Here is a 22361-nt window from a genome sequence, read left to right on the forward strand (position 1 = left end):
CAATACATTCTAAATCCGGCATGTTGACAAACGCGAATAATCAGTCGCATTCTTTATCCACACTGTCTCTTGGGATAACAAGGGGAATTTCAAAGACGGTGCGCCGGCATCAGATTTGTCCGATGGCGCTGCCACCCCGGTGGCAGTCGCGGGACACGGGAGTTCGCCGGTCTCGGTCAGTCGTCAAGAGCGCGGAGTCGCGATGTCGGTCACGGGTGCGGGTCATAGTGCGGATCTGGTCGTCCTCAACGGTCGTGTGCTGACCATGGACGATGACAATCCCGCCGCCGAGGCCGTTGCCGTCAAGGACGGCGCCATCATCGCCACCGGCAGTCGTGCCGCCATCGAGCAGTTCAGGGGACCGGCCACAAAAGTCATCGACGCCAAGGGCGGATCGGTTCTGCCGGGCTTCATCGAGGCCCATATGCATCTGTTTTCGGGTGCTGCCGAGCTTGCCCATCTGCAACTGGCCGGCGTGCACGGCTTCGAGGCGCTGCAGAAGGCGATCCGCGACTATGCCGAGACGCGCCCCGAGGCTCGGATGCTGGTCGGGCAAGGCGTCGACTATACCGTGCTCGACGACGAGCGGGTGACGCGTCATCATCTCGATGCGATCCTGCCGGACCGGCCTTTCGTCATGGCCGCTCCAGACCACCACACGATGTGGGCCAACACCAAGGCGCTCGAACTGGGAGGCATTCTGCAGGGGCGGGAGCTCGGGCCGGGCAATGAGATCGTCATGGGCGAGGACGGCCTGGCGGCCGGCGAATTGCGCGAAGGCGAGGCGTTCGGCCCGGTGCTCGATCTTGCCGGCGAAAGCCGCGTGCGGCTGGGACTGGCGACCGGCGGCGAGCCGGATCCGATGCCGACAGCTGAAGAACGCGCCTTCGACCGCGACATCATGCGGCGCGGGCTTGCCTGGTGCGCGCGCCATGGCATCACCTCGATCCAGAACATGGACGGCAACCTTTACCAGCTCGAACTGCTGGCCGAGATCGAGGCCGAGGAAGGGCTGCCCTGCCGCGTGCAGATCCCGTTCCACTACAAGAATTTCATGACGCTCGACATGCTCGACAAGGCATCCGTCATGACTGAGCGCTATGACAGCGAGTGGCTGTCATCGGGCATGGTCAAGGTGTTCTATGACGGGGTGCTCGATTCCTGGACGGCGGTCATGATCGAACCCTATGCCGATCGTCCGGACTGGGTCGGCGAGCCGCTGTTCACGCCGCAACAGTTCATCGATCTGGCGGTGGCCATCGACAAGCGCGGGCTGCAGATCGCGGTGCATTCGATCGGCGATGGCGCGGTGCGCGCCGTGCTCGATGGCTACGAGGCGGCGCAGAAGGCCAATGGCAAGCGTGACAGCCGGCATCGCGTCGAACATATCGAGGTCACCACCGATGTGGATGTGCCGCGTTTCGCCGAACTTGGCGTCATCGCTTCCATGCAGCCGCCGCATCCGCCCGGCGCCATGGATTTCCCGCTGGAGCCGACCGTGTCGCGCATCGGACCGGCGCGCTGGCCGCTGAGCTACGCGTGGCGCACCCTCAAGGACGCCGGCGCGCATGTCGTTTTCGCGTCGGACTGGCCGGTGTCTCCGATCGACCCGATCCTGGGCATTCAGGCGGCAATGCTGCGCAAACCCTGGGCAGAAAGCGATCCCGACCAGAGCTTTTCGCTGCATGAATCGATCGCCGCCTACACGGTCGAGGGCGCCTATGCCGAGTTCGCCGAGCACCGCAAGGGCATGCTGAAATCGGGCTATATGGCGGATCTGGTGGTGCTGTCGGCCGATATCGAGAAGACGGCCCCGGCCGATCTGCACAAAGTGCGACCGGTGACAACGATCTGCGGCGGCAAGGTCACCTATCAGGCCTGACATTGGCATGCGGCTTGCTAGCCGAATGACTGACTGAACTGTGATTCAATGCCGGGCTTGCCAACCTACCGGCCATGTGGTCACATCCAACATGGGAAGAGCTCCGCCAGCAAGAGCGGGGTCAACAGTGAGGCTTAATCGTGCCGGACAAACCGGATCGGAATGCGATTGAAGTAGTAAACGTCAGCAAAATTTTCGGATCGGGTGAGGGGCAGGTGGCTGCCCTCGACAAGGTCTCGGTATCGATCCGCGAGAACGAGTTCTTCACCCTTCTGGGACCGTCCGGCTGCGGCAAGACCACCTTGCTGCGGCTGATCGCCGGTTTCGACTTTCCAACCGCCGGCGAAATCCTGCTCTACGGCCAGGATATCGCGCCCTTGCCGCCCTTCAAGCGGCCGGTCAACACCGTCTTCCAGTCCTACGCGCTGTTCCCGCACATGACTGTCGCCGACAATATCGGCTTTGGCCTGGAAATGCTGGGCAAGCCCAAGGCCGAGATCAAGGCGCGCGTCGCCGAGATGCTGAAGCTGGTCAAGATGGAGGCGCTGGCAGGCCGCCGCACCGGCCAGATTTCCGGTGGCCAGCAGCAGCGCGTGGCGCTGGCCCGGGCGCTGGCGCCGCAGCCGAAAGTGCTGTTGCTCGACGAACCGCTGTCGGCGCTCGACTACAAGCTGCGCAAGGAGATGCAGATCGAACTGAAGCGGCTGCAGAACGAGACCGGCATTACCTTCATCTTCGTCACCCATGACCAGGAAGAAGCGCTGACCATGTCGGACCGCATCGCGGTCATGTCGTCGGGCAAGATCCTGCAGGTCGGCTCGCCCTGGGACATCTACGACAAGCCGGCGGAACGCTTTGTCGCCGACTTCATCGGCGAAACCAATTTCCTTACCGCGGCCATTTCAGATGTCGGCAACGGCAAGGCGCGGGCGACGCTCAAATCCGGTGCCACCATCGAGGCCACCGTCGCCGAAGGCTTCCAGCCCAAGGACAACGCCACGGTGGTGGTGCGGCCCGAGCATGCCAAGCTGACCAAGGACAAGGGCGACTTGTCCGGCACGGTCGAGAACATCGTCTATTTCGGCACCGATACCCATATCCATGTCCGCCTCGACAGCGGCGAAGCCTTCACCGTGCGCCAGCAGAATACGCGCAGCGCCGGCTTCGGCTTCGAGCGCGACGACAAGGTCGGCATCCTGATCGGCAATGATGCCGCGCAAGTGCTGAGGGACTGATGGCCACCGCTGAAGAAGTCGCCAAGGCAGCGGAGCGGCGCGAGGTCCGCGACCGCTGGCTTTTGTCCGCTCCGGCTTTGCTGGTCATTCTGCTCGCCGCGACCGGCCCGCTGCTGATCGTGGTCGTCTATTCGTTCCTGGCGCCGGGTCCCTATGGCGACGTGAAGTGGCAGTTTTCGTCCGACGCCTGGACGTCGGTGTTCCTGGAGCGCGACATTTTCGACGATACGCTGTCGCTCGCGGCAGCGCATGTCACCATCTTCCTGCGTTCGATCAAGCTTGCGGCGGTGACGACGCTTGCCACTTTGGCGCTCGGTTTTCCGACCGCCTATTTCATGGCGACGCGCAGCGAAAAGACTAGGGATCTCTGGCTGTTCCTGATCACCATCCCGTTCTGGACCAATCTTCTGATCCGCACCTTCGCCGTGCTGCAGATCATCCGCAACGAAGGCATCATCAACACGATCCTGCTGAAGCTCGGCATCGTCTCGGCACCGGTCCAGATCCTCTACACCGACACGGCGATCCTGATCGGCATGGCTTATGTCTATCTGCCGCTGATGGTGCTGCCGATCTATGCCAGCATGGAGAAACTCGACTTCCGTCTCGTCGAGGCGGGTTACGATCTCTATGCGACACGCTTCAAGGTGCTGTGGAAGATCATTTTTCCGCTGGTCAAGCCCGGCGTCATCGCCGGCTCCATCCTGGTCTTCATTCCCGCGCTTGGCGCCTATGTGACGCCGAGCATACTGGGCGGCGGCAAGAACATGATGCTCTCAAACCTGATCGAATTGCAGTTCGGGCAGGGCCGCAACTGGCCACTGGGATCGGCGCTGTCGATCACGGTGATGATCATCGTCATGGTGGCGCTGCTTGCCTATGTCCGCAACGCCGGCAAGTCGGGGGTGCGGCATGGCTAGCAACTTCTCCATCAAGCACCAGCCGGGCTTCACGGCGATCGCCGCGACCTGCTTCGTGGTGCTCTACCTGCCGATCATCGTGCTGGTCATCTATGCCTTCAACGCGGCCACCTCGACATCCGAATGGGGCGGCTTTTCGCTGAAATGGTTCCAGTCGGCCTACCAGAACACGCAAGTCATCGATGCCACGCTGCGCTCGTTCCAGATCGGCGCCATCGCCGCGGTGCTGTCGACAATTTTCGCCACCATGGCGGCGCTGGCCACCACACGCACCGCCTCCTATCCCGGGCTCACCTTCAAATACGCGGCGATCAACCAGCCGCTGATGGTGCCCGAAATCGTCACCGCCGTGGCGCTGTTGATCTTCTTCTCGCGCATCAAGATATTCACCGGCTATTCGGGCCTGGGTTACCTGATCGCGGCGCATACGGCGTTCTGCATTCCGTTCGCCTACCTGCCGATCCGGGCGCGGCTGGAGAACATGGACCTGACGCTGGAACGCGCAGCGGCAGACCTCTATGCGACGCCGTGGAAGACCTTCCGCCGCATCACGCTGCCGCTCTTGTGGCCCGGAATTCTGGCCGGATTGATGCTGGCCTTCGTCATCTCGCTCGATGACGTTGTCATCACCGAGTTCGTCAAATCGGGCGGCCAGGATACGCTGCCCACCTACATGCTCGGCCAGATCCGCCGCGGCATAACACCCGAGATCAACGCGATATCGACCGCTTTCCTGCTGCTTTCGGTCGCGATCGTCACGTTGTTTTTCTTCGTCAGCAGGAAACGAGACTGAAACCGATAATGGGAGTTAGAACGATGAACTGGAAGACAACCGCGAGCGCCATGGGGTTGGCGCTGCTCGCTTCGACGGGCCTCGCGCGCGCCGACGGCGTGCTCAACATCTACAATTGGGGCAACTACACCAGCCCCGACGTGATCAAGAAGTTCGAAGCCAAATACAACGTCAAGGTCACGATCACCGACTATGATTCCAACGATACGGCGCTCGCCAAGGTCCGCCAGGGCGGCACCGGTTTCGACATCGCCGTGCCTTCGCAGACCTACGTGCCGATCTGGATCAAGGAAGGCCTGATCCAGGAAACCGATCCCGGCAAGATGGAGAACGCCAAGAACATCGCGCCCGAATGGGCCAATCCCGACTTCGATCCCGGCCGCAAATACACCGTTCCGTGGGCCTGGGGCACGATCGGCGTGGTCGTCAATACCGATGCGTATAAAGGCCCGGCCAACACTTGGGGCATCATCTTCAACACGCCGGACGAGCTGAAGGGCAAGGTCAACGTCGTGCCGGAGATGGGCGACGTGATGTTCGCCGCGATCAAGTATGTCGGCGGCCAGCAGTGCACAGACGACAAGGCGGTGCTGAAGAAGGTGCGCGACCTCCTGGTGGCGGCCAAGCCGAACTGGATCGCCATGGAATACAACACCATCGAGAAGATGGGCGCCGGCGACTTCAAGGCAACCAGTGACTGGAACGGCTCGGCGCTGCGCCAGCGCCTGGCCAACCCGGCCATCCACTTCAACTATCCGAAGGAAGGCTATGGCCTTTGGAGCGACAACGTCGTCGTCCTGAAGGAGGCTAAGAACGTCGAGAACGCCAAGCTGTTCCAGAACTTCATCATGGATCCGGAAAACGCCGCGGGCCTTTCTGCCTTCCACCGTTACGCCAATGCCATCACCGGTTCGGACAAGTACATGCCGGCCGACATGAAGGATGCTCCGGAAGTCGTCATCCCCGCAGACGCCAAGCCGCTTGGCGAACTGCAGCAGATGTGCGCGCCGGAGACGCAGGAACTCTACACCAAGATCTGGACCGAACTGCAGAAGTAACGGCAGACATGAGTTGGCCCGGCGGCATCCGCTGCCGGGCCTTTTTCTTTATGGGAATGGCTTCCATGGACTCCTATCGCAACAGCGATCCGCGGCCGCCGATCATGCAGGGCTCGCCGCCCGCCATGGTGCCGCCGAGGCTCGACTGGGACAGGCCGCCGTGGAACCGCTGGGCCTTCCAGCACATCCGCGAATTCCTGCCAACAGCGCAAGTGTGGCGCGGCAATGGCCACCGCCACCGACTCGAACGCGCCGAGGTCGATCTCGACGGGCTGGCGGTCGAAGACAGCGAAGGCAGGGCTTCGACGCTCGCCGGGCTGCTGGACGAGACCTACACCGATGGTTTCCTCGTGCTCAAGGACGGCAAGGTTGCCTATGAGCGCTATTTCAACGGCATGGACGAGCGCACGCTGCATCTGTCGCAGTCGATGGCGAAATCGGTCACCGGCACGGTGTTCGGCATTCTGGCCGGGCGCGGCCTGATCGATCCGGCGAGGCCGGTCACCGACTATCTGCCGGAGCTTGGCGCCACCGGCTGGGCCGGGGCGAGCGTCCAGCACGTGCTCGACATGACGACCGGCGTGCGTTTTTCCGAGGAATATGTCGACCGCTATTCCGACATCGGCCAAGTCGATGTCGCCACGGGCTGGAAGCCGGTTCCGCCGGGCAGTGATCCAAATTTCCGTTGGCCTTCGCACATGTTCGAGCTGATCCTGGGCCTGAAGGACACCGTGCGTGCGCATGGGGCGAAGTTCGAATACCGCTCGATCGAGACCGACGTGCTCGCCTTCATCATGGAACGGGCGACCGGTAAAAGGCTGGCGCAACTGGTGTCGGAGGAACTCTGGCAAAAGCTCGGCGCCGACGAAAGCGCCTGCTTCACCGTCGACAGCGCCGGTTATGCGCTGGCCGATGGCGGCTTCAACGCGACGCTGCGCGACTATGCCCGCTTCGGCCAGTTGATCCTCGACAATGGCGGCGGCATCGTGCCGCCCGACTGGATCGAGGCGACGCGCAACGGCAGGCATGGTCCCGATTTCAGCGCCAGCATGCCGGAAGGCAGCTATCGCAACCAGTTCTGGATCGAGAACCCGCGTTCGCGCGCGCTGATGTGCCGGGGCGTGTTCGGGCAGATGATCCACATCGACTGGACCACGGGAGTGGTCGTGGTGAAGCTGTCGACCTGGCCGGATTTCAACAACATCGCCTATTCCGTGGCAACGCTGAAGGCCGTGCACGCCATAGCCGCCGCGCTGGCCTGAGCTTCAACGACAATGGACTGGAAGGAAACGCCATGACCGGCAAGACCGCGTTCGAGACCCGATACGGATTCCGCCGCAACGAGGTGCTGCTCGGCAACTGGCGCGTGGCCCCGTTCAACCGGTGGTCGTTCCAGAATCTCGGCGAACTGGTGCCGACTGCCCGCGTAACGGCGGCGCCGGCGGGTGTCGAGGCACCGATGCGTGACATCAGCGGCCTGCTTGGCGAAAAGGTCACGGTCGCGAGCGCGCCAGAGACGGTGGCCGAATTTCTCCTGCGCTCCAGCACCGACGCGCTGACGGTGATGAAGGGCGGCAAGATCATTGGCGACTGGTTCGCGCCGCATATGGATTTCGGCGCGCGCCACATCATCTTCTCGATCAGCAAGTCAGTGACCGCTATCATTGCCGGCATACTGGAAGGCGAGGGGGTGTTCGACCCGGAAGCGCCGGTGACGCGCTACATTCCCGAGGCGAAAGGCTCGGCCTATGGCGACGCCAGCGCCCGGCACGTGCTCGACATGAGCGTCAGCCTCGATTTCGAGGAGGCCTATCTCGATCCCGAAAGCGCCTTTGCCCGCTATCGCCGCGCGACGCTGTGGAATCCAGGTGGCGGCACGGAAAGCCTGCGCGAGTTCATCCTGACCCTGCAGCGGCTTGCCGAGCCGCATGGCCAGACCTTCCGCTACCGCTCGCCCAATTCCGATCTGCTCGGCCTGCTGCTCGAACGCGCCTCGGGCCAGCGCTTCCCGGACCTGATGCGCGAAAAACTCTGGCTGCCGCTCGGCGCGGTCAGCGAAGCCTCGATCGGCGTCGACATGGAAGGTACGGCACGCACCGCCGGCGGCATTTCGGTGACGCCGCGCGATCTCGCGCGCATCGGCGAGATGATGCGTCAGGACGGCACGGCCAATGGCCGCCGCATCGTGCCCGAGGCCTGGGTGCGCGACACCGTCAGCACCGGCGGCAGTTCCGAGGCCTGGCAGCGCGGTGCGATGGTGCCGCTGTTTCCGAAAGGCCGCTACCGCAACAAATGGTATCAGACCGGCTTCGAAAACGGCGCCTATTGCGGCATCGGCATCCATGGCCAGTGGCTCTATGTCGACCCGAAAACCGAAGTGGTCATCGCCAAGATGTCGTCGCAGCCGGAGCCGGTGGACGATCCGCTGGATATCGAGATCGTCGCCTTCTTCGAGGCGCTGAGCCGGATGGTCTAAGGCGTGCTGATGTCCAGGTGACGCCGGCTTGCCAACGGCGGCTGTCTGCACCTCCGGTGCTCACGACGGAATGTCCGCTCCGCTCCGGTTCTCGAAAGCCATCATTCTCGGCTCGGCCTGACCTGAATCTCAAGACAGCCTGGGCCGTGCCCGAGCGCCAAATAGAGGCGCGCTTTCCTGTGGACCCGACGGCTGGTGGATGCGCGGGTGGTTGGCGGACCGAACGGCTGCGCTTATGGTCGCCGCTCTTTTCGACAAGAGTGGTTTGACGCAATTCCGGACGGAAAACCGTTTCACACTTTCCTGGAATTGCTTGGAGCAGGAACGACATGGCATCCGACATCAAGCGCATCGCAGCCATCATCGCGGTGGAGATCAAGGCCAGGCCCGAACAGGCGTTGGCGGCGATCGAACTGCTCGACGAGGGTGCGACGGTGCCGTTCGTGGCGCGCTACCGCAAGGAAGTGACCGGCGGGCTCGACGACACGCAATTGCGCGACCTTGCCGAGCGTCTTGCCTATCTGCGGGAACTCGATGCGCGTCGCGACACCATCCTGGGCTCGATCCGCGAACAGGGCAAGCTGACGGAGGACCTCGAAGCCAAGATCGCGGCGGCGGCCACCAAGGCGGAACTCGAAGACATCTACCTGCCCTACAAGCCGAAGCGCCGTACCAAGGCCGAGATCGCCAGGGAACGCGGCCTTGGGCCTTTGGCGGAGGCCATCCTTGCCGACCGTTCGCTGGTGCCCGCCGAGGTGGCGCTCGCCTATGTCACGGCGGAGGTCGCCGATGCCAAGGCCGCGCTCGAAGGCGCGCGCGACATATTGTCGGAACAGTTCGCCGAAAATGCCGACCTGGTCGGCAGGCTGCGGACCTACATGAAGGACCGCGCCTTCCTGCGCGCCAGGGTGGTCGACGGCAAGCAGGAGGCGGGTGCCAAATTCTCCGACTATTTCGATCATGCCGAGCGCTGGGCCACTGCACCGAGCCACCGGGCGCTTGCCATGCTACGCGGCCGCAACGAGGAGGTGCTGTCGCTCGACATCGAGGTCGACGCGGATGACACCTCGCCGGTGAAGCCGGTCGAGCGCATGGTGGCCAATGCCTACGCGATCGGCGGCACGCTGCCGGGCGACCGCTGGCTGATGGAGGTGGCGGGCTGGACCTGGCGCATCAAGCTGTCGCTGCACCTGACACTCGATCTGATGCGCGATCTGCGCGAACGGGCCGAGGAAGAGGCGATCCATGTCTTTGCCCGCAACCTCAAGGATTTGCTGCTTGCGGCACCCGCCGGCTCGCGGCCGACGATGGGGCTCGACCCCGGCATCCGCACCGGCGTCAAGGTGGCGGTGGTCGACGGCACCGGCAAGCTGGTGGCGACGACGACGGTCTACCCGTTCCCGCCCAGGAACGATGTGCGCGGCGCGCAGGCCGAGCTTGCCGCGCTGATCCGCCAGCACAAGGTCGAGCTGATTTCGATCGGCAACGGCACCGGCAGCCGCGAGACCGAAAAGCTGGTCGCCGACATGCTGTCCGACCTGCCGTCGGGTTCAGGCCCGAAGCCGCTCAAGGTGATCGTCAGCGAAGCCGGCGCCTCGGTCTATTCGGCCTCGGCGACCGCCGCGGCCGAGTTTCCCGGCCTCGACGTTTCGCTGCGCGGCGCCGCGTCGATCGCGCGGCGCCTGCAGGATCCGCTGGCCGAGCTGGTCAAGATCGAACCGAAATCGATCGGTGTCGGCCAGTACCAGCACGATGTCGACCAGTACCGGCTCGGGCGCTCGCTGGAGGCTGTGGTCGAGGACGCGGTCAACGCGGTCGGTGTCGATCTCAACACCGCCTCGGCGCCGCTTTTGGCGCGCGTTTCTGGCCTTGGCGCCTCGCTCGCCGATGCCATAGTCGCGCATCGCGACGCGACCGGGCCGTTTGCCAGCCGCAAGGATTTGCTCAAGGTGTCGCGCCTCGGCCCGCGTGCCTTCGAGCAGTGCGCCGGCTTCCTGCGCATTGCCAATGGCAGCGAGCCGCTCGACGCCTCGTCGGTGCATCCGGAAGCCTATGGCGTGGCCAAGAAGATCGTCGCCGCCTGCGGCCGCGACGTGCGTTCGCTGATGGGCGACAGCGCCGCGCTGAAGGCGCTCGATCCACGTGTCTTCGTCGACGAGCGTTTCGGCCTGCCGACGGTGCGCGACATCCTGGCGGAGCTGGAAAAGCCCGGCCGCGACCCGCGTCCCGGCTTCAAGACGGCGACCTTCGCGGACGGCGTCGACGACATCAAGGATCTGAAGCCCGGCATGCTGCTCGAAGGTACGGTCACCAACGTCGCCGCCTTCGGCGCCTTCGTCGATATCGGCGTGCACCAGGACGGGCTGGTCCACGTCTCGCAGCTTGCCGACCGCTTCATCAAGGACGCGCATGAGGTCGTCAAGGCGGGCGACGTGGTCAAGGTGCGGGTCGTCGATGTCGACATCAAGCGCAAGCGCATTGCGTTGTCGATGCGCAAGGACGGCGGCGAGGGCGGTGCATCGCGCGGGCCGCGCGACAATGGCGGCGGCAGGCCGGCGCCACGTGGGCCGGCGCCGCAGCGCCAGCCCGAGCGGCCGGCACAGCAGGGTGCGTTTGGCGCGGCGCTGGCCGATGCGCTGAAGCGCAAGTAGCTACCACGCCAGAACAGCCGGCTCTTTCTCAAGCTGGCCAAGCAGCCAGTCCCGAAAGCTGGCAACCGGCGGATAGCCGCGCTTGTCGCGGGGAATGACGAGGTAGTATGCGCTGCGGCTCTGCATGGGCTGGCCGGGCGCCGGCACGAGCTGGCCGCGCTGCAACTCGCCCGCGATGAGCAGTAGCGGCAGCAATGCAACGCCGAGCCCCGCCATGCAGGCCTGAGCGGCGGTGCCGAACTGCTCGAACTGCATGCCCGGCCCGGTCGGCGCGCTCAGGCCCTGATGCTCGAACCATTCGGTCCAGGCGCCGGGACGCGTCGTCATGTGCAGCAGCGGCAAGCGACCGATATCGGCCGGGGTGGCGATGGCGCGGCCGGCGAGGAAATCGGGCGAAACCACCGGCGCCACCGTCTCGCGCACCAGCAGCGTCGAATCGGCTTCCGGCCAATCCGGCAGGCCGTAGTGAATGGCGGCGTCCAGCCTCTCCCGGGCAAAGTCGAAGCGGCCGACGCGGGTGACGAAATTGATGGTGATGTCCGGATTGTTTTCCACGAAATCGGGGATCAGCGGCATCAGCCAGCGCGTGCCGAAGGTAGGCAGAATGGCGAGGTTTAGAATGCCGCTATGCCGATTGCTCATCAATCCGAGCGCCGCATCGCGCAACTGGCCGAGCGCCGAGCGCACCGCTTCGGCGTAGATTTCGCCTGCCGTCGACAGCCTGACATTGCGGCTGTCGCGCTCGAATAGGCGGCGGCCGAATTGGTCTTCCAGCAGCCTGATCTGGCGGCTCACGGCACCCTGGGTCAAATCAAGCTCCTGGGCGGCGGCGGTGAAGGAGCCGAGCCGGGCCACCGCCTCGAAGGCGGCGAGGGCACTCACATTGGGCAGAAGGCGGCGCTGGACACTCATGATCCATTCCTAACGCTCATTGATCGGTGAGGCAATTTCGTTTGATTTTTTGATGCCATGGGCCGATAAGCCGGCCTTCACCTTTCGAAGGATCGAGAAGCCATGGCCGCCGACAAGAATGTATTCGTCTGGGAAGATCCGTTCCTGATCGAGGACCAGCTCTCGGAAGACGAGCGCATGGTGCGCGACGGCGCCGCCGCCTTCGCCGCCGACAAGCTCGCGCCGCGCATCGAGGAGGCCTATCTCAACGAGACCTTCGACACGGCGATCTTCCGCGAGATGGGCGATGCCGGCCTGCTCGGCATCAACATTCCCGAAGAGTTCGGCGGGCTCGGCGCCAGCTATGTCACCTACGGGCTGGTGGCGCGCGAAGTCGAACGCGTCGACAGCGGCTATCGCTCGATGATGTCGGTGCAGTCGTCGCTGGTGATGTATCCGATCTATGCCTATGGCTCGGACGCGCAGCGCCGGAAGTACCTGCCCAAGCTCGCCAGCGGCGAGTGGATCGGCTGCTTCGGCCTGACCGAGCCGGATGCCGGCTCCGACCCCGGCGGCATGAAGACCCGCGCCGAAAAGACCGCCAACGGCTACAAGGTCACCGGCTCCAAGATGTGGATTTCCAATGCGCCGGTCGCCGATGTGTTCGTGGTCTGGGCGAAGCTGAAGAACGAGAGCGGCAAGGACGAGATTCGCGGCTTCGTGCTGGAGAAGGGCATGAAGGGGCTGTCGGCGCCGAAGATCGGCGGCAAGCTCAGCCTGCGCGCGTCGATCACCGGCGAAGTGGTGATGGAAGGCGTCGAGGTCGGCGAAGACGCGCTGCTGCCCAACGCCAGGGGCCTCGGCGGACCGTTCGGCTGCCTCAACCGGGCCCGGTATGGTATCTCCTGGGGTTCGATGGGGGCGGCGGAAGATTGCTGGCACCGCGCTCGCCAGTATGGTCTCGACCGCAAGCAGTTCGGCAAGCCGCTGGCCGGCACGCAGCTTTTCCAGAAGAAGCTCGCCGACATGCAGAGCGAGATCGCGCTCGGGCTGCAGGCCTCGCTGCGCGTCGGACGTCTGCTCGACGAGGGCAAGATGGCCCCGGAAATGATCTCGATCGTCAAGCGCAACAATTGCGGCAAGGCGCTCGACATCGCGCGCCTGGCCCGCGACATGCATGGCGGCAACGGTATCCAGATCGGCTACCACGTGATGCGTCACGCGCAGAACCTGGAAACCGTCAACACCTATGAAGGCACGCACGACGTGCACGCGCTGATCCTGGGACGGGCGCAGACGGGGATACAAGCGTTCTTTTGAGCGACTTTAAGCCGGCTTCCGTCGCTTAATTTAGGTGCACCGCAACATCCGCTTGGAGAATGGCGGCCAGATGTGTCAGGGTTCGGCTGTCGAAACGCCGATCCCCGGGGCCCCATGGCAATTCTGGCAGCCGTCTACCACCTGACCCACTACAAATACGACCGGCCGGTGGTGCTTGGCCCGCAAATCATCAGGCTGCAGCCGGCTCCGCATTCCCGCACCAAGGTGTTGAGCCATTCGCTCAAGGTCGAGCCGGCGAACCACTTCGTCAACCTGCAGCAAGACCCCTACGGCAACTTCCTCGCCCGCTTCGTCTTCCCCGAGCCGGTGAGCGAGCTCAAGATCGAGGTCGACCTCGTCGCCGACATGACAGTCTACAATCCGTTCGATTTCTTCGTCGAACCGTCGGCGGAGACATTTCCGTTCGACTATCCGGAAGAGATCCGCGACGACCTCGCCATCTACCGGACACCGGAGCCGGCGGGGCCGCTTCTCCAGGCTTTCCTGAAAACCGTCGACCGCGCCGCGCCCAATACGGTCAATTTCCTCGTCGATCTCAATGCCCGCCTGCAGCGCGAGATCGCCTATATCGTGCGCATGGAAACCGGCGTGTTCTCGCCGGAGGAGACGCTTGCGGCGGCGAAGGGCTCGTGCCGGGATTCAAGCTGGCTGCTGGTGCAGATCCTGCGCAATCTCGGCATCGCTGCCCGCTTCGTCTCGGGCTATCTGATCCAGCTTAAGCCGGACCTCGTTTCGCTCGATGGGCCGGCCGGCACGTCGGTCGACTTCACCGACCTGCACGCCTGGTGCGAGGTCTATATCCCCGGCGCCGGCTGGATCGGTTTCGATCCGACATCGGGCCTGCTGACCGGCGAAAGCCATGTGCCGCTGGCCGCCACGCCGCATTTCCGCAATGCGGCGCCAATTTCCGGCATGGCGAGCTTCGCCAATGTCGAGTTCGGCTTCGACATGCGGGTCGACCGTATCGCCGAGCATCCGCGCATCACCAAGCCTTTCTCGGATGAAAGCTGGCAGGCGCTCGACGCGCTCGGCAACAAGGTCGATGCAGCACTTGCGGCCGGCGACGTCCGGCTGACCATGGGGGGCGAGCCGACCTTCGTGTCGATCGACGATTTCGAGTCCGCCGAGTGGAACACGGCGGCCGTCGGCCCGACCAAGCGCGAAAAGGCCGATGTGCTGATCCGCCGCCTGCGCGAGCGTTTCGCGCCCGGCGGCTTCCTGCATTACGGCCAGGGCAAGTGGTATCCCGGTGAAAGCCTGCCGCGCTGGACGTTTTCGCTCTATTGGCGTGCCGACGGCCAGCCGGTATGGAGCGACCCGTCGCTGATCGCCCGGGAGACAAGCGCTGCCGATATCGGGCCGCAACAAGCCGAGAGCCTGCTCACGGCGATCGCCGGTGAGCTCGGCATCGACAGATCCATGGTCAGCGAAGCCTATGAGGATCCGGCCGAATGGCTGCTTAAGGAAGGCAAGCTGCCTGACAATGTCGATCCGTCGAACTCCAAGCTGGAGGATCCCGAGGAGCGCAGCCGCATGGCGAAGGTGTTCGAGCGCGGGCTGACCAAGCCGTCCGGCTACGTGCTGCCGGTGCAGCGCTGGAACAGCCAGGCGTCCGGCCAACGCTGGCGCTCGGAAAAATGGAAGACGCGGCGCGGGCGGCTGTTCCTGGTGCCCGGCGATTCACCGGTCGGCTATCGCCTGCCGTTGGGAACGCTGCCCTATGTGCCGCCGGCGCAGTTTCCCTACATTGTGCCGGTCGATCCGTCGCTTCCGCGCGGCCCACTGCCGGCACGGGAGGCCATCTTGCCCTCTGCCGCCCCAGCCGAACTCGAAGGCGCCGACGAAATGGCGCGCCGCCAGCAGGCGGTTTCCTTCACGGCGGCAACCGGCCAGCAGGACCGGGTCGAGCAGGAGATCACCGAGATCGGCGGCGCCGTGCGCACCGCGCTATCGGTCGAGCCGCGCGACGGAAGGCTGTGCGTGTTCATGCCGCCGGTCGAGGCGCTGGAAGACTATCTCGAACTGGTGGCGGCGGCCGAAAATGCCGCGAAGGCAATCGGCCTTCCCGTGCATATCGAGGGCTATGGTCCGCCGCACGATCCGCGGCTCAACGTCATCCGCGTCGCACCCGATCCCGGCGTCATCGAGGTCAATATCCATCCGGCTTCCAATTGGCAGGATTGCGTGGCGACCACGACGGCGATCTACGAGGAGGCCCGGCAGACCCGGCTTGGCGCCGACAAGTTCATGATCGATGGCCGCCATACCGGTACCGGTGGCGGCAACCATGTCGTGGTCGGGGGTGCTACGCCCAATGACAGTCCGTTCCTGCGCCGGCCGGATCTGCTGAAGAGCCTGGTGCTGAAATGGCAGCGGCACCCGTCGCTCTCCTATCTGTTCTCCGGCCTGTTCATCGGTCCGACGAGCCAGGCGCCGCGCTTCGACGAAGCACGCCACGATTCGCTCTACGAACTCGAGATCGCGATGGCGCAGGTGCCGCATCCCGACCAAGATGCCGCACCCTTGCCGTGGCTTGTCGACCGGCTGTTCCGCAACCTGTTGACCGATGTCACCGGCAATACGCACCGCTCGGAAATCTGCATCGACAAGCTGTTTTCCCCGGATGGGCCGACTGGCCGGCTTGGCCTCGTCGAATTCCGTGGTTTCGAGATGCCACCCAATGCGCGCATGTCGCTCGCGCAGCAATTGCTGGTCAGGGCTATCATTGCGCGCGCGTGGAAGAACCCGCTCGACGGCCGCTTCGTGCGCTGGGGCACCTCGCTGCATGATCGCTTCATGCTGCCGCATTATGTCTGGGCGGATTTCCTCGACGTGCTCGACGACCTCAAGCGCAACGGTTTCGATTTCCGGCCGGAATGGTTCGACGCGCAGCTCGAATTCCGCTTTCCCTTCTGTGGCGAGGTCAGCCACGCCGGCATCAAGCTGGAGCTCAGGCAAGCGCTGGAGCCGTGGCATGTGATGGGCGAGCAGGGCGCGATCGGCGGTACGGTGCGCTTCGTCGATTCCTCGGTCGAAAGGCTGCAGGTCAGGACCGAAGGGCTGAACCCGGAGCGCCATGCGATCGTCTGCAACGGCCGTATCGTGCCGATGAAGGTTACCGACAGCAGAGAGATCGCGGTGGCGGGCGTGCGTTTCAAGGCCTGGCAGCCGGCCTCGGGCCTGCATCCGGCACTCCCGGTCAACACGCCGCTGGTGTTCGATATCTATGACCGCTGGTCGGGCAGGGCGGTCGGCGGCTGCGTCTACCATGTCGCGCATCCCGGCGGGCGCAATTATGATACCTTCCCCGTCAACGGCAACGAGGCGGAGGCACGGCGGCTCGCCCGGTTCGAACCGCGTGGCCATACTCCGTCCGGCTATGTGTTGCGCGACGAACAGCCGGAGCAAGATTTCCCGTTGACCCTTGACCTCAGGCGCCCGCCAAGACTGTGATCTGACATGGCAAAGGGGAATCACAAAAGGGTGCGCGGCAAGCCGCAGGCCCACAGCCTGCTGGAGCACTACCTGCCGATCGACGGCGTCGTCGACGAGATGGTCGACGCGTCGGGCAATCCCCGCCCGGTCTGGAAGCATTTTATCGAGGCGCTGGACGAAATCGGGGCCGAAAAGCTCGGCCAGCGCTTTGCCCGCGCTGACCAGTATCTGCGCGACGCCGGTGTCTATTACCGCGTCTATGACAAGGCGGGCGCCAACGAGCGCGAATGGCCACTGGCGCATATTCCCGTGCTCATCGAGGACGGCCAATGGCAAGCCATCAGCGCCGGCCTGGTGCAGCGCGCCGATCTGTTCGAGGAAATTCTTGCCGATATCCATGGCTCGAACCGGCTGGTTGAAAAAGGCATCGTTCCGGCGGGGCTGATCGCGGCGAGCCCTGAATATCTGCGGCCGGTGGTCGGTACCAGGCCGGCCGGAGGGCATTTCCTGCACTTCTGCGCCTTCGAGCTCGGACGCGGCCCGGATGGCCGCTGGTGGGTGCTGGGCGACCGCACCCAGGCGCCTTCAGGCGCCGGTTTCGCGCTGGAGAACCGGGTCGCCACCACGCGCGCTTTGTCCGACATCTATGGCGAGATGCATGTGCACCGGCTCGCCGGCTTCTTTCGCCGCTTTCGCGACGCGCTGATCGGCATGGCCAAGGAGAGCGACGGGCGCGTCGCCATCCTGACGCCAGGACCGCTCAACGAAACCTATTACGAACATGCCTATATCGCCCGCTATCTCGGCATCATGCTGCTCGAAGGCGAGGACCTGACCGTGTCCGGCGGCAGGCTGATGGTGCGCACCGTGTCTGGCCTGATGCCGATCAGCGTACTGTGGCGGCGGCTCGATGCCGCTTTTGCCGACCCGCTCGAACTGCGGTCGGACTCGCAGATCGGCACGCCGGGCCTGGTGGAGGCTATCCGGCAAGGCACAGTGTCCACCGTCAATGCGCTTGGCTCGGGCTTGATGGAGACGCGCGCGCTGCTTGCTTTCCTGCCCAAGATCGCACGCGAATTGTGGGGCGAGGAGCTGCTTTTGCCCAGCGTGGCGACTTGGTGGTGCGGGCAGGAGACGGAACGCACCCATGTGCTGGCCAATATCGACCGCATGGTGGTTGGCCCGGCGCTCTCGACGAGGCTCGCCTTCGAGGATGACGGCCAGACGAAACTCGGCTCGGCGCTCTCGGCCGGGGAGCGGGCGGATCTGGTGGCACGCATCGAGCGCGACGGCGCCGCCTTCGTCGGCCAGGAAGCGGTGACGCTTTCTACCACGCCGGTCTATGTCGGCGGCTGGCTGGAACCGCGGCCGGCGAGCCTGCGTGTCTATCTGGCGCGCACGCCCGAGGGTTGGGCGGTCATGCCGGGTGGGTTTGCCCGCGTCGGCCTGTCGCTCGACCCGACGGCGATCGCCATGCAGCGCGGCGGCCAGGCGGCGGATGTCTGGGTGGTCAGCGACGAACCGGTCGAGCGCGAGACGCTGCTGCCGCAAGAGGGCGACAGCTTCAACCGCACCCGGCCCGGCAGCTTGCCGAGCCGCGCGGCGGAAAACCTGACCTGGCTCGGCCGTTACATCGAACGCTCTGAAGACACGGTGCGCGTCCTGCGCGCCTACCATGTGCGGCTCGCCGAAACCTCCGACCCCGACATGCCGCTGCTGGCCGACATCCGGGACTATCTCGAACCGTTCGGCATAGACGTCGAGACGGCGATCCCGCCGGGATTGATCGGCACGCTCGACAGCGCCGTCTACAGCGCCGGGCAGATCCGCGACCGGTTTTCGCCGGATGGCTGGCTGGCGCTCAAGGATTTGTCGAAGACCATCCATCAGTTCGCCACCACCGTTGCGCCGGGCGACGACGCGACGCGGGCAATGACGGTCATCCTGCGCAAGCTTGCCGGCTTTTCCGGCCTTTTGCACGAGAACATGTACCGTTTCGCGGGATGGCGCTTCCTCGAGATCGGCCGGCGGCTGGAGCGCGGTATCCAGATTGCCCGCACGCTCGCCAGGTTGACCAGCGCCAAGGCGCCGGACGGGGCGCTGGATATGATGCTGGAGATCGGCGACAGCGTCATGACCCATCGCCGGCAATATCCGGTCCAGGCAGGCCGGCGCACGGTGATCGATCTCCTGGCGCTCGATCCGCTTAATCCACGCTCCATCCTGTTCCAGCTGGAAAGGCTGAAGGCCGAGATAGGGCTGTTGCCGGTGACCGGGGGCGAGGGGCACATGTCGGCGGCGGCCAAGGAGATCCTGCAGCTCAACACGGCCATCGCCATCAAGGAGCCGGCCGACATGACGGCGCAGGCGCTGGACGAACTCGCCGGAGAAATCGGTGGCCTCTACAACAGCCTCGCCAAGGCCTATTTCGGATAGAAGCGATGGCCATGCTGTACGACATCCGGCTTTTGCTCCACTACGACTACGCCGCCGCCGCCGGCGGCGGCCGGCATCAGGTGCGGGTGCTCCCGCCGACCATCGGCGGCGTGCAGCGGGTTATCGCCGCTTCGCTGTCCTTCGAGCCGGCGCCCAACGAGCGATCCGATTTCAGCGATTTTTTCGGCAACAACGTCACCTCGATCGCCTTCCGCGACGCGCATGATGCACTCGATATCAGGATGAGCGCGCGCGTGGCGGTTTCGCGGCCCGAGCCCGGGCTCGACGTGTCGCCCGATATCGGCCGGCTCAGGCGGGAACTGGCCGCCGTGAGGTCGCTGGCGCCTGCCTCGCCGCACCATTTCCTGGCCGCCAGCAGCCATGCGGGCATCGATGCGGCGATCACCGCATTCGCGCAAGACAGCGCCGGAAACTCGGCCGCGGGGATGGCGATGGACCTGTGCAGCCGCATCCATCGCGATTTCACCTATGACGGCGAGGCGACCACGGTGCGGACCCGGGCGAGCGACGCCTTCAAGCTGAAGCGCGGCGTCTGCCAGGATTTCTCGCACATCATGATCGCCGGCCTGCGTGGGCTCGGCATTCCGGCCGGCTATGTCAGCGGCTTCCTGCGCACCATTCCACCCAAGGGCAAGCCCCGGCTGGAAGGCGCGGATGCCATGCATGCCTGGGTCAAGGTCTGGTGCGGACGCGATGCCGGCTGGCAGGAGTTCGACCCGACCAACGGTATCAGGGCTTCCAACGACCATATCACCGTCGGCTACGGACGCGATTATTCGGATGTGGCGCCCATCGTCGGTGTGCTGAAGACGACCGGCGGACAGGTCGGCGAGCAGGCTGTCGACGTCATACCGGTGGCGCTCGAAAAGGCGTGAAATGGGCGCGCGCCGGCTTGCACGGCGCCTCGAGTGCCCGCAAAAGACGAAGTAGACTTCTCAAACATCGACGTGGCCATTAGTCTGTATACGCCTTGAGGGGGAACAGTGTTAGCGCTGCTGCGTACAGGTACGGGGTTTGTCATTGAAAACTGTCAGCGTCGTCATACCCGCTCACAACGCGGCGTCAACGATCGCTAAGACGCTGGCGTCGCTCGGCGAAGAGGCCGCATTCATCGGCGAGATTCTCCTGGTCGACGATCAATCCACCGACGGCACCGCCGATGCCGCGCGGCAGGCGGCGGCGCAATCGTCGCTGCCGCTGCGTGTGTTGCCGGCCAGTTGCCGCGACGCCGGCGCCGCCCGCAACCTGGCGCTCGACCAGGCGATCCATCCCTGGGTCTACCTGATCGATGCCGACGACCTGCATCTTCAGGGTGGCTTGCGCTCTCTGCTTTCGCGGGCGGAAATCCAGCCCGAGGCCGACATGATCGTCGGTGCCTTCCGCCGCAGGGTGAACGGCCAGGATCGGCAGATCAAGGTGCCGAACGGCTATACCGCGGCCTGCCTTGCCAACGCCTCCGCCTATGTGAAGGGAGACATACGTTCGGTGGCGGTGGGCAGCGTGCTGGCTTCGCGGCGCCTCATCGGCGAGACCCGCTTCCCGGTCGGGCTCGCCTTCGACGAGGACACGCTGTTCTGGGCGCGGCTGATGAGCAAGGCGTCGCTGGCCATGGTTCAGCGACCTGTCATGATCTACGAGGTTTCAGCCGAGCGCTCCGACGATCGCTTCATGGTCAGTCCGGTGCGGCGCTTTCTGGACTGGCGCCGGGAATTGCGAACGCTCACCGATTGCGGCATCCCGGTTTCGGCACTGAAGGCCAGGGAGGGCCTCGTCGCGCTCAAGATCGCCCGTGTCCACTATGCGCGGGGCGACGTGGACACCGCGGCGCGCTTCCTGGCGGTGGCCGCGGCCGCGCCGAAACGGCGTTCGGAAGCCTGGCGCTGCCTGCGTTACAGGTTCAAGCTCGCGGTGCGGCGCCGGCTCTCGGCACATCATATAGAACTGCAAGGCGCGCTTTAGAGGCTCCTGGATCCGCGGACTTGCGATCCGTCGACCGGCGGATCCGCTGCATACTTTCCAAGGCCGTGGAACCAGCTGTCAGCCAATGGCTTATCTACGGATATTTGCGTGGAGCCGTCATGCTGCAGAGAACCGGATCGTCGAACAGCGGGTTGGCCGACGGCGATGGCGTACCGAAGAACGGGGCGCAGATTTCCGCCAGGGATGCGGCGCTCACCTATGTCAGCGATGCCGAACCCGGCATCCGCCGGCTGAGGGCCGGCAAGGGCTTTGCCTACAAGGCAGCGAACGGGAAAGCCGTCTCAAATGCCGCGAGGGCGCGTATCGCGGCGATCGTCATTCCGCCGGCCTGGACCGATGTCTGGATATCGCCCGATCCGAACGGCCATATCCAGGCGACCGGGAGAGACAAGCGGGGGCGCAAGCAGTATCGCTATCATCCGCAATGGGCCGAGGAGCGCGACGGCGCCAAATATTCGAGCCTCGTTGCTTTCGCCGAAAGTCTGCCGGACCTTCGGCGCAGGATCGACGACGACCTGCGCCGTCATGGCCTGCCGCTCGAGCGTGTCGTCGCCGCGGTGGTCTGGCTGCTCGACAATACGATGATCCGCGTCGGCAACGCCGCCTATGCGCGCGACAACAAGAGTTTCGGCCTGACGACGCTGCGGGACCGGCATGTCGACATCAAGGGATCGAGCCTGCGCTTCGCCTTCAAGGGCAAGTCGGGCAAGGAATGGCGATTGAAGCTCGTCGACCGCCGCATCGCCGGGATCGTTCGGGGCGCGCAGGACCTGCCGGGCCAGAAACTGTTCCAGTACCTCGGCGAGGATGACGACAGGCATCCGGTCCGTTCGGACGACGTGAACCGCTACATCAGGGAAGCCGCCGGCGACGCGTTCAGCTCGAAGCATTTCCGCACCTGGGGCGGCACCATCCACGCCGCCTCGCTGTTCGCGCAGACGGAACTGCCTGAAAGCCAGGCACAGCGAAAGCGGGTGATGAACGCCGTCATCGACAAGGTGGCCGAGCGGCTGGGCAACACGCGCGCGGTCTGCCGCAGGTGCTACATCCATCCGCGGGTCTTCGAGGCCTGGAGCGAAGGACGGCTGCTTGCCGAAATGGCGCAAGCCAACAAGCGCAAGCGGGCCATCGAAGGCCTCGATGAAGAGGAAGCACTGGTCTTGCGGTGGCTGAAGACGCACGAAGGTTGACCCGCGGCAAGCTGCGTCGGCCAAATCCGCCTCATCCTGATTTTTTTATCGA

Annotated in this window: 15 protein-coding genes; 14 read left to right on the forward strand and 1 reads right to left on the reverse strand. The window is 64.6% G+C overall.

Translation table 11 applies throughout. The features are described from left to right. The first annotated feature begins 202 nt into the window (after positions 1–202). The 8 genes from FJ967_RS18320 to FJ967_RS18355 all read left to right on the forward strand — a co-directional run bounded on the left by FJ967_RS18320 (position 203) and on the right by FJ967_RS18355 (position 11015). The gene (locus FJ967_RS18320) at positions 203–1882 is read left to right on the forward strand and encodes an amidohydrolase (RefSeq protein ID WP_140733221.1); all 1680 of its coding nucleotides are present in this window, start codon (positions 203–205) and stop codon (positions 1880–1882) included. 140 nt (positions 1883–2022) lie between these two features. Next, positions 2023–3117, forward strand: coding sequence for an ABC transporter ATP-binding protein (locus FJ967_RS18325; protein WP_140733222.1), 1095 nt, complete (start codon positions 2023–2025; stop codon positions 3115–3117). Beyond that, positions 3117–4037, forward strand: a complete 921-nt coding sequence (locus FJ967_RS18330) for an ABC transporter permease (RefSeq protein ID WP_140733223.1) — start codon at positions 3117–3119, stop codon at positions 4035–4037. The genes FJ967_RS18325 and FJ967_RS18330 overlap by 1 nt, the downstream gene beginning before the upstream one ends. Then, on the forward strand, positions 4030–4830 hold the full coding sequence (locus tag FJ967_RS18335; protein ID WP_140733224.1) for an ABC transporter permease: 801 nt from the start codon (positions 4030–4032) through the stop codon (positions 4828–4830). Before FJ967_RS18330 ends, FJ967_RS18335 begins: the two co-directional genes overlap by 8 nt. Before the next feature lie 23 nt (positions 4831–4853). Then, positions 4854–5888 (forward strand): extracellular solute-binding protein, encoded by a 1035-nt coding sequence (locus tag FJ967_RS18340; protein ID WP_140733225.1) that lies wholly within the window; start codon positions 4854–4856, stop codon positions 5886–5888. Positions 5889–5953: 65 nt separating this feature from the next. Then, positions 5954–7150, forward strand: coding sequence for a serine hydrolase (locus FJ967_RS18345; RefSeq protein ID WP_140733226.1), 1197 nt, complete (start codon positions 5954–5956; stop codon positions 7148–7150). A gap of 32 nt (positions 7151–7182) precedes the next feature. After that, the gene (locus FJ967_RS18350; protein ID WP_140733227.1) at positions 7183–8364 is read left to right on the forward strand and encodes a serine hydrolase; all 1182 of its coding nucleotides are present in this window, start codon (positions 7183–7185) and stop codon (positions 8362–8364) included. Positions 8365–8693: 329 nt separating this feature from the next. Further along, complete coding sequence (locus FJ967_RS18355; protein WP_140733228.1) at positions 8694–11015, forward strand: Tex family protein; 2322 nt, start codon at positions 8694–8696, stop codon at positions 11013–11015. On the opposite strand, the gene FJ967_RS18360 is transcribed toward FJ967_RS18355, so the two are convergent. Then, positions 11016–11927: a LysR family transcriptional regulator gene (locus tag FJ967_RS18360; RefSeq protein ID WP_140733229.1), complete on the reverse strand. Its 912-nt coding sequence runs from the start codon at positions 11925–11927 to the stop codon at positions 11016–11018. Positions 11928–12029: 102 nt separating this feature from the next. Here FJ967_RS18360 and FJ967_RS18365 point away from each other — a divergent pair, with 102 nt between their 5' ends. From FJ967_RS18365 to FJ967_RS18390, 6 genes are all read left to right on the forward strand, one after another. Continuing rightward, positions 12030–13226 (forward strand): acyl-CoA dehydrogenase, encoded by a 1197-nt coding sequence (locus FJ967_RS18365; RefSeq protein ID WP_140733230.1) that lies wholly within the window; start codon positions 12030–12032, stop codon positions 13224–13226. Positions 13227–13340: 114 nt separating this feature from the next. Then, positions 13341–16700 (forward strand): transglutaminase family protein, encoded by a 3360-nt coding sequence (locus FJ967_RS18370; protein WP_140733231.1) that lies wholly within the window; start codon positions 13341–13343, stop codon positions 16698–16700. A gap of 6 nt (positions 16701–16706) precedes the next feature. Then, a complete protein-coding gene (locus FJ967_RS18375) occupies positions 16707–19118 on the forward strand; it encodes a circularly permuted type 2 ATP-grasp protein (RefSeq protein ID WP_140733232.1) in 2412 nt (803 codons plus the stop codon). 11 nt (positions 19119–19129) lie between these two features. After that, positions 19130–20014 (forward strand): transglutaminase family protein, encoded by an 885-nt coding sequence (locus tag FJ967_RS18380; protein WP_140733250.1) that lies wholly within the window; start codon positions 19130–19132, stop codon positions 20012–20014. 145 nt (positions 20015–20159) lie between these two features. Then, on the forward strand, positions 20160–21098 hold the full coding sequence (locus FJ967_RS18385) for a glycosyltransferase family A protein (RefSeq protein ID WP_140733233.1): 939 nt from the start codon (positions 20160–20162) through the stop codon (positions 21096–21098). A gap of 119 nt (positions 21099–21217) precedes the next feature. After that, positions 21218–22309: a DNA topoisomerase IB gene (locus FJ967_RS18390; RefSeq protein WP_140733234.1), complete on the forward strand. Its 1092-nt coding sequence runs from the start codon at positions 21218–21220 to the stop codon at positions 22307–22309. Positions 22310–22361: the final 52 nt, after the last annotated feature.

Origin of the sequence: Mesorhizobium sp. B2-3-4, assembly GCF_006442315.1 — a bacterium.
In the GTDB taxonomy this organism is placed as follows: domain Bacteria; phylum Pseudomonadota; class Alphaproteobacteria; order Rhizobiales; family Rhizobiaceae; genus Mesorhizobium.

Bases quoted from the DNA above. Each gene is read 5' to 3' on its own strand.
- FJ967_RS18350 (WP_140733227.1), top strand. From the start codon at position 7,183: ATGACCGGCAAGACCGCGTTCGAGACCCGATACGGATTCCGCCGCAAC.
- FJ967_RS18360 (WP_140733229.1), bottom strand. From the start codon at position 11,927: ATGAGTGTCCAGCGCCGCCTTCTGCCCAATGTGAGTGCCCTCGCCGCC.
- FJ967_RS18390 (WP_140733234.1), top strand. From the start codon at position 21,218: ATGCTGCAGAGAACCGGATCGTCGAACAGCGGGTTGGCCGACGGCGAT.
- FJ967_RS18370 (WP_140733231.1), top strand. From the start codon at position 13,341: ATGGCAATTCTGGCAGCCGTCTACCACCTGACCCACTACAAATACGAC.
- FJ967_RS18340 (WP_140733225.1), top strand. From the start codon at position 4,854: ATGAACTGGAAGACAACCGCGAGCGCCATGGGGTTGGCGCTGCTCGCT.
- FJ967_RS18335 (WP_140733224.1), top strand. From the start codon at position 4,030: ATGGCTAGCAACTTCTCCATCAAGCACCAGCCGGGCTTCACGGCGATC.
- FJ967_RS18320 (WP_140733221.1), top strand. From the start codon at position 203: ATGTCGGTCACGGGTGCGGGTCATAGTGCGGATCTGGTCGTCCTCAAC.
- FJ967_RS18330 (WP_140733223.1), top strand. From the start codon at position 3,117: ATGGCCACCGCTGAAGAAGTCGCCAAGGCAGCGGAGCGGCGCGAGGTC.
- FJ967_RS18380 (WP_140733250.1), top strand. From the start codon at position 19,130: ATGCTGTACGACATCCGGCTTTTGCTCCACTACGACTACGCCGCCGCC.
- FJ967_RS18345 (WP_140733226.1), top strand. From the start codon at position 5,954: ATGGACTCCTATCGCAACAGCGATCCGCGGCCGCCGATCATGCAGGGC.
- FJ967_RS18365 (WP_140733230.1), top strand. From the start codon at position 12,030: ATGGCCGCCGACAAGAATGTATTCGTCTGGGAAGATCCGTTCCTGATC.
- FJ967_RS18375 (WP_140733232.1), top strand. From the start codon at position 16,707: ATGGCAAAGGGGAATCACAAAAGGGTGCGCGGCAAGCCGCAGGCCCAC.
- FJ967_RS18355 (WP_140733228.1), top strand. From the start codon at position 8,694: ATGGCATCCGACATCAAGCGCATCGCAGCCATCATCGCGGTGGAGATC.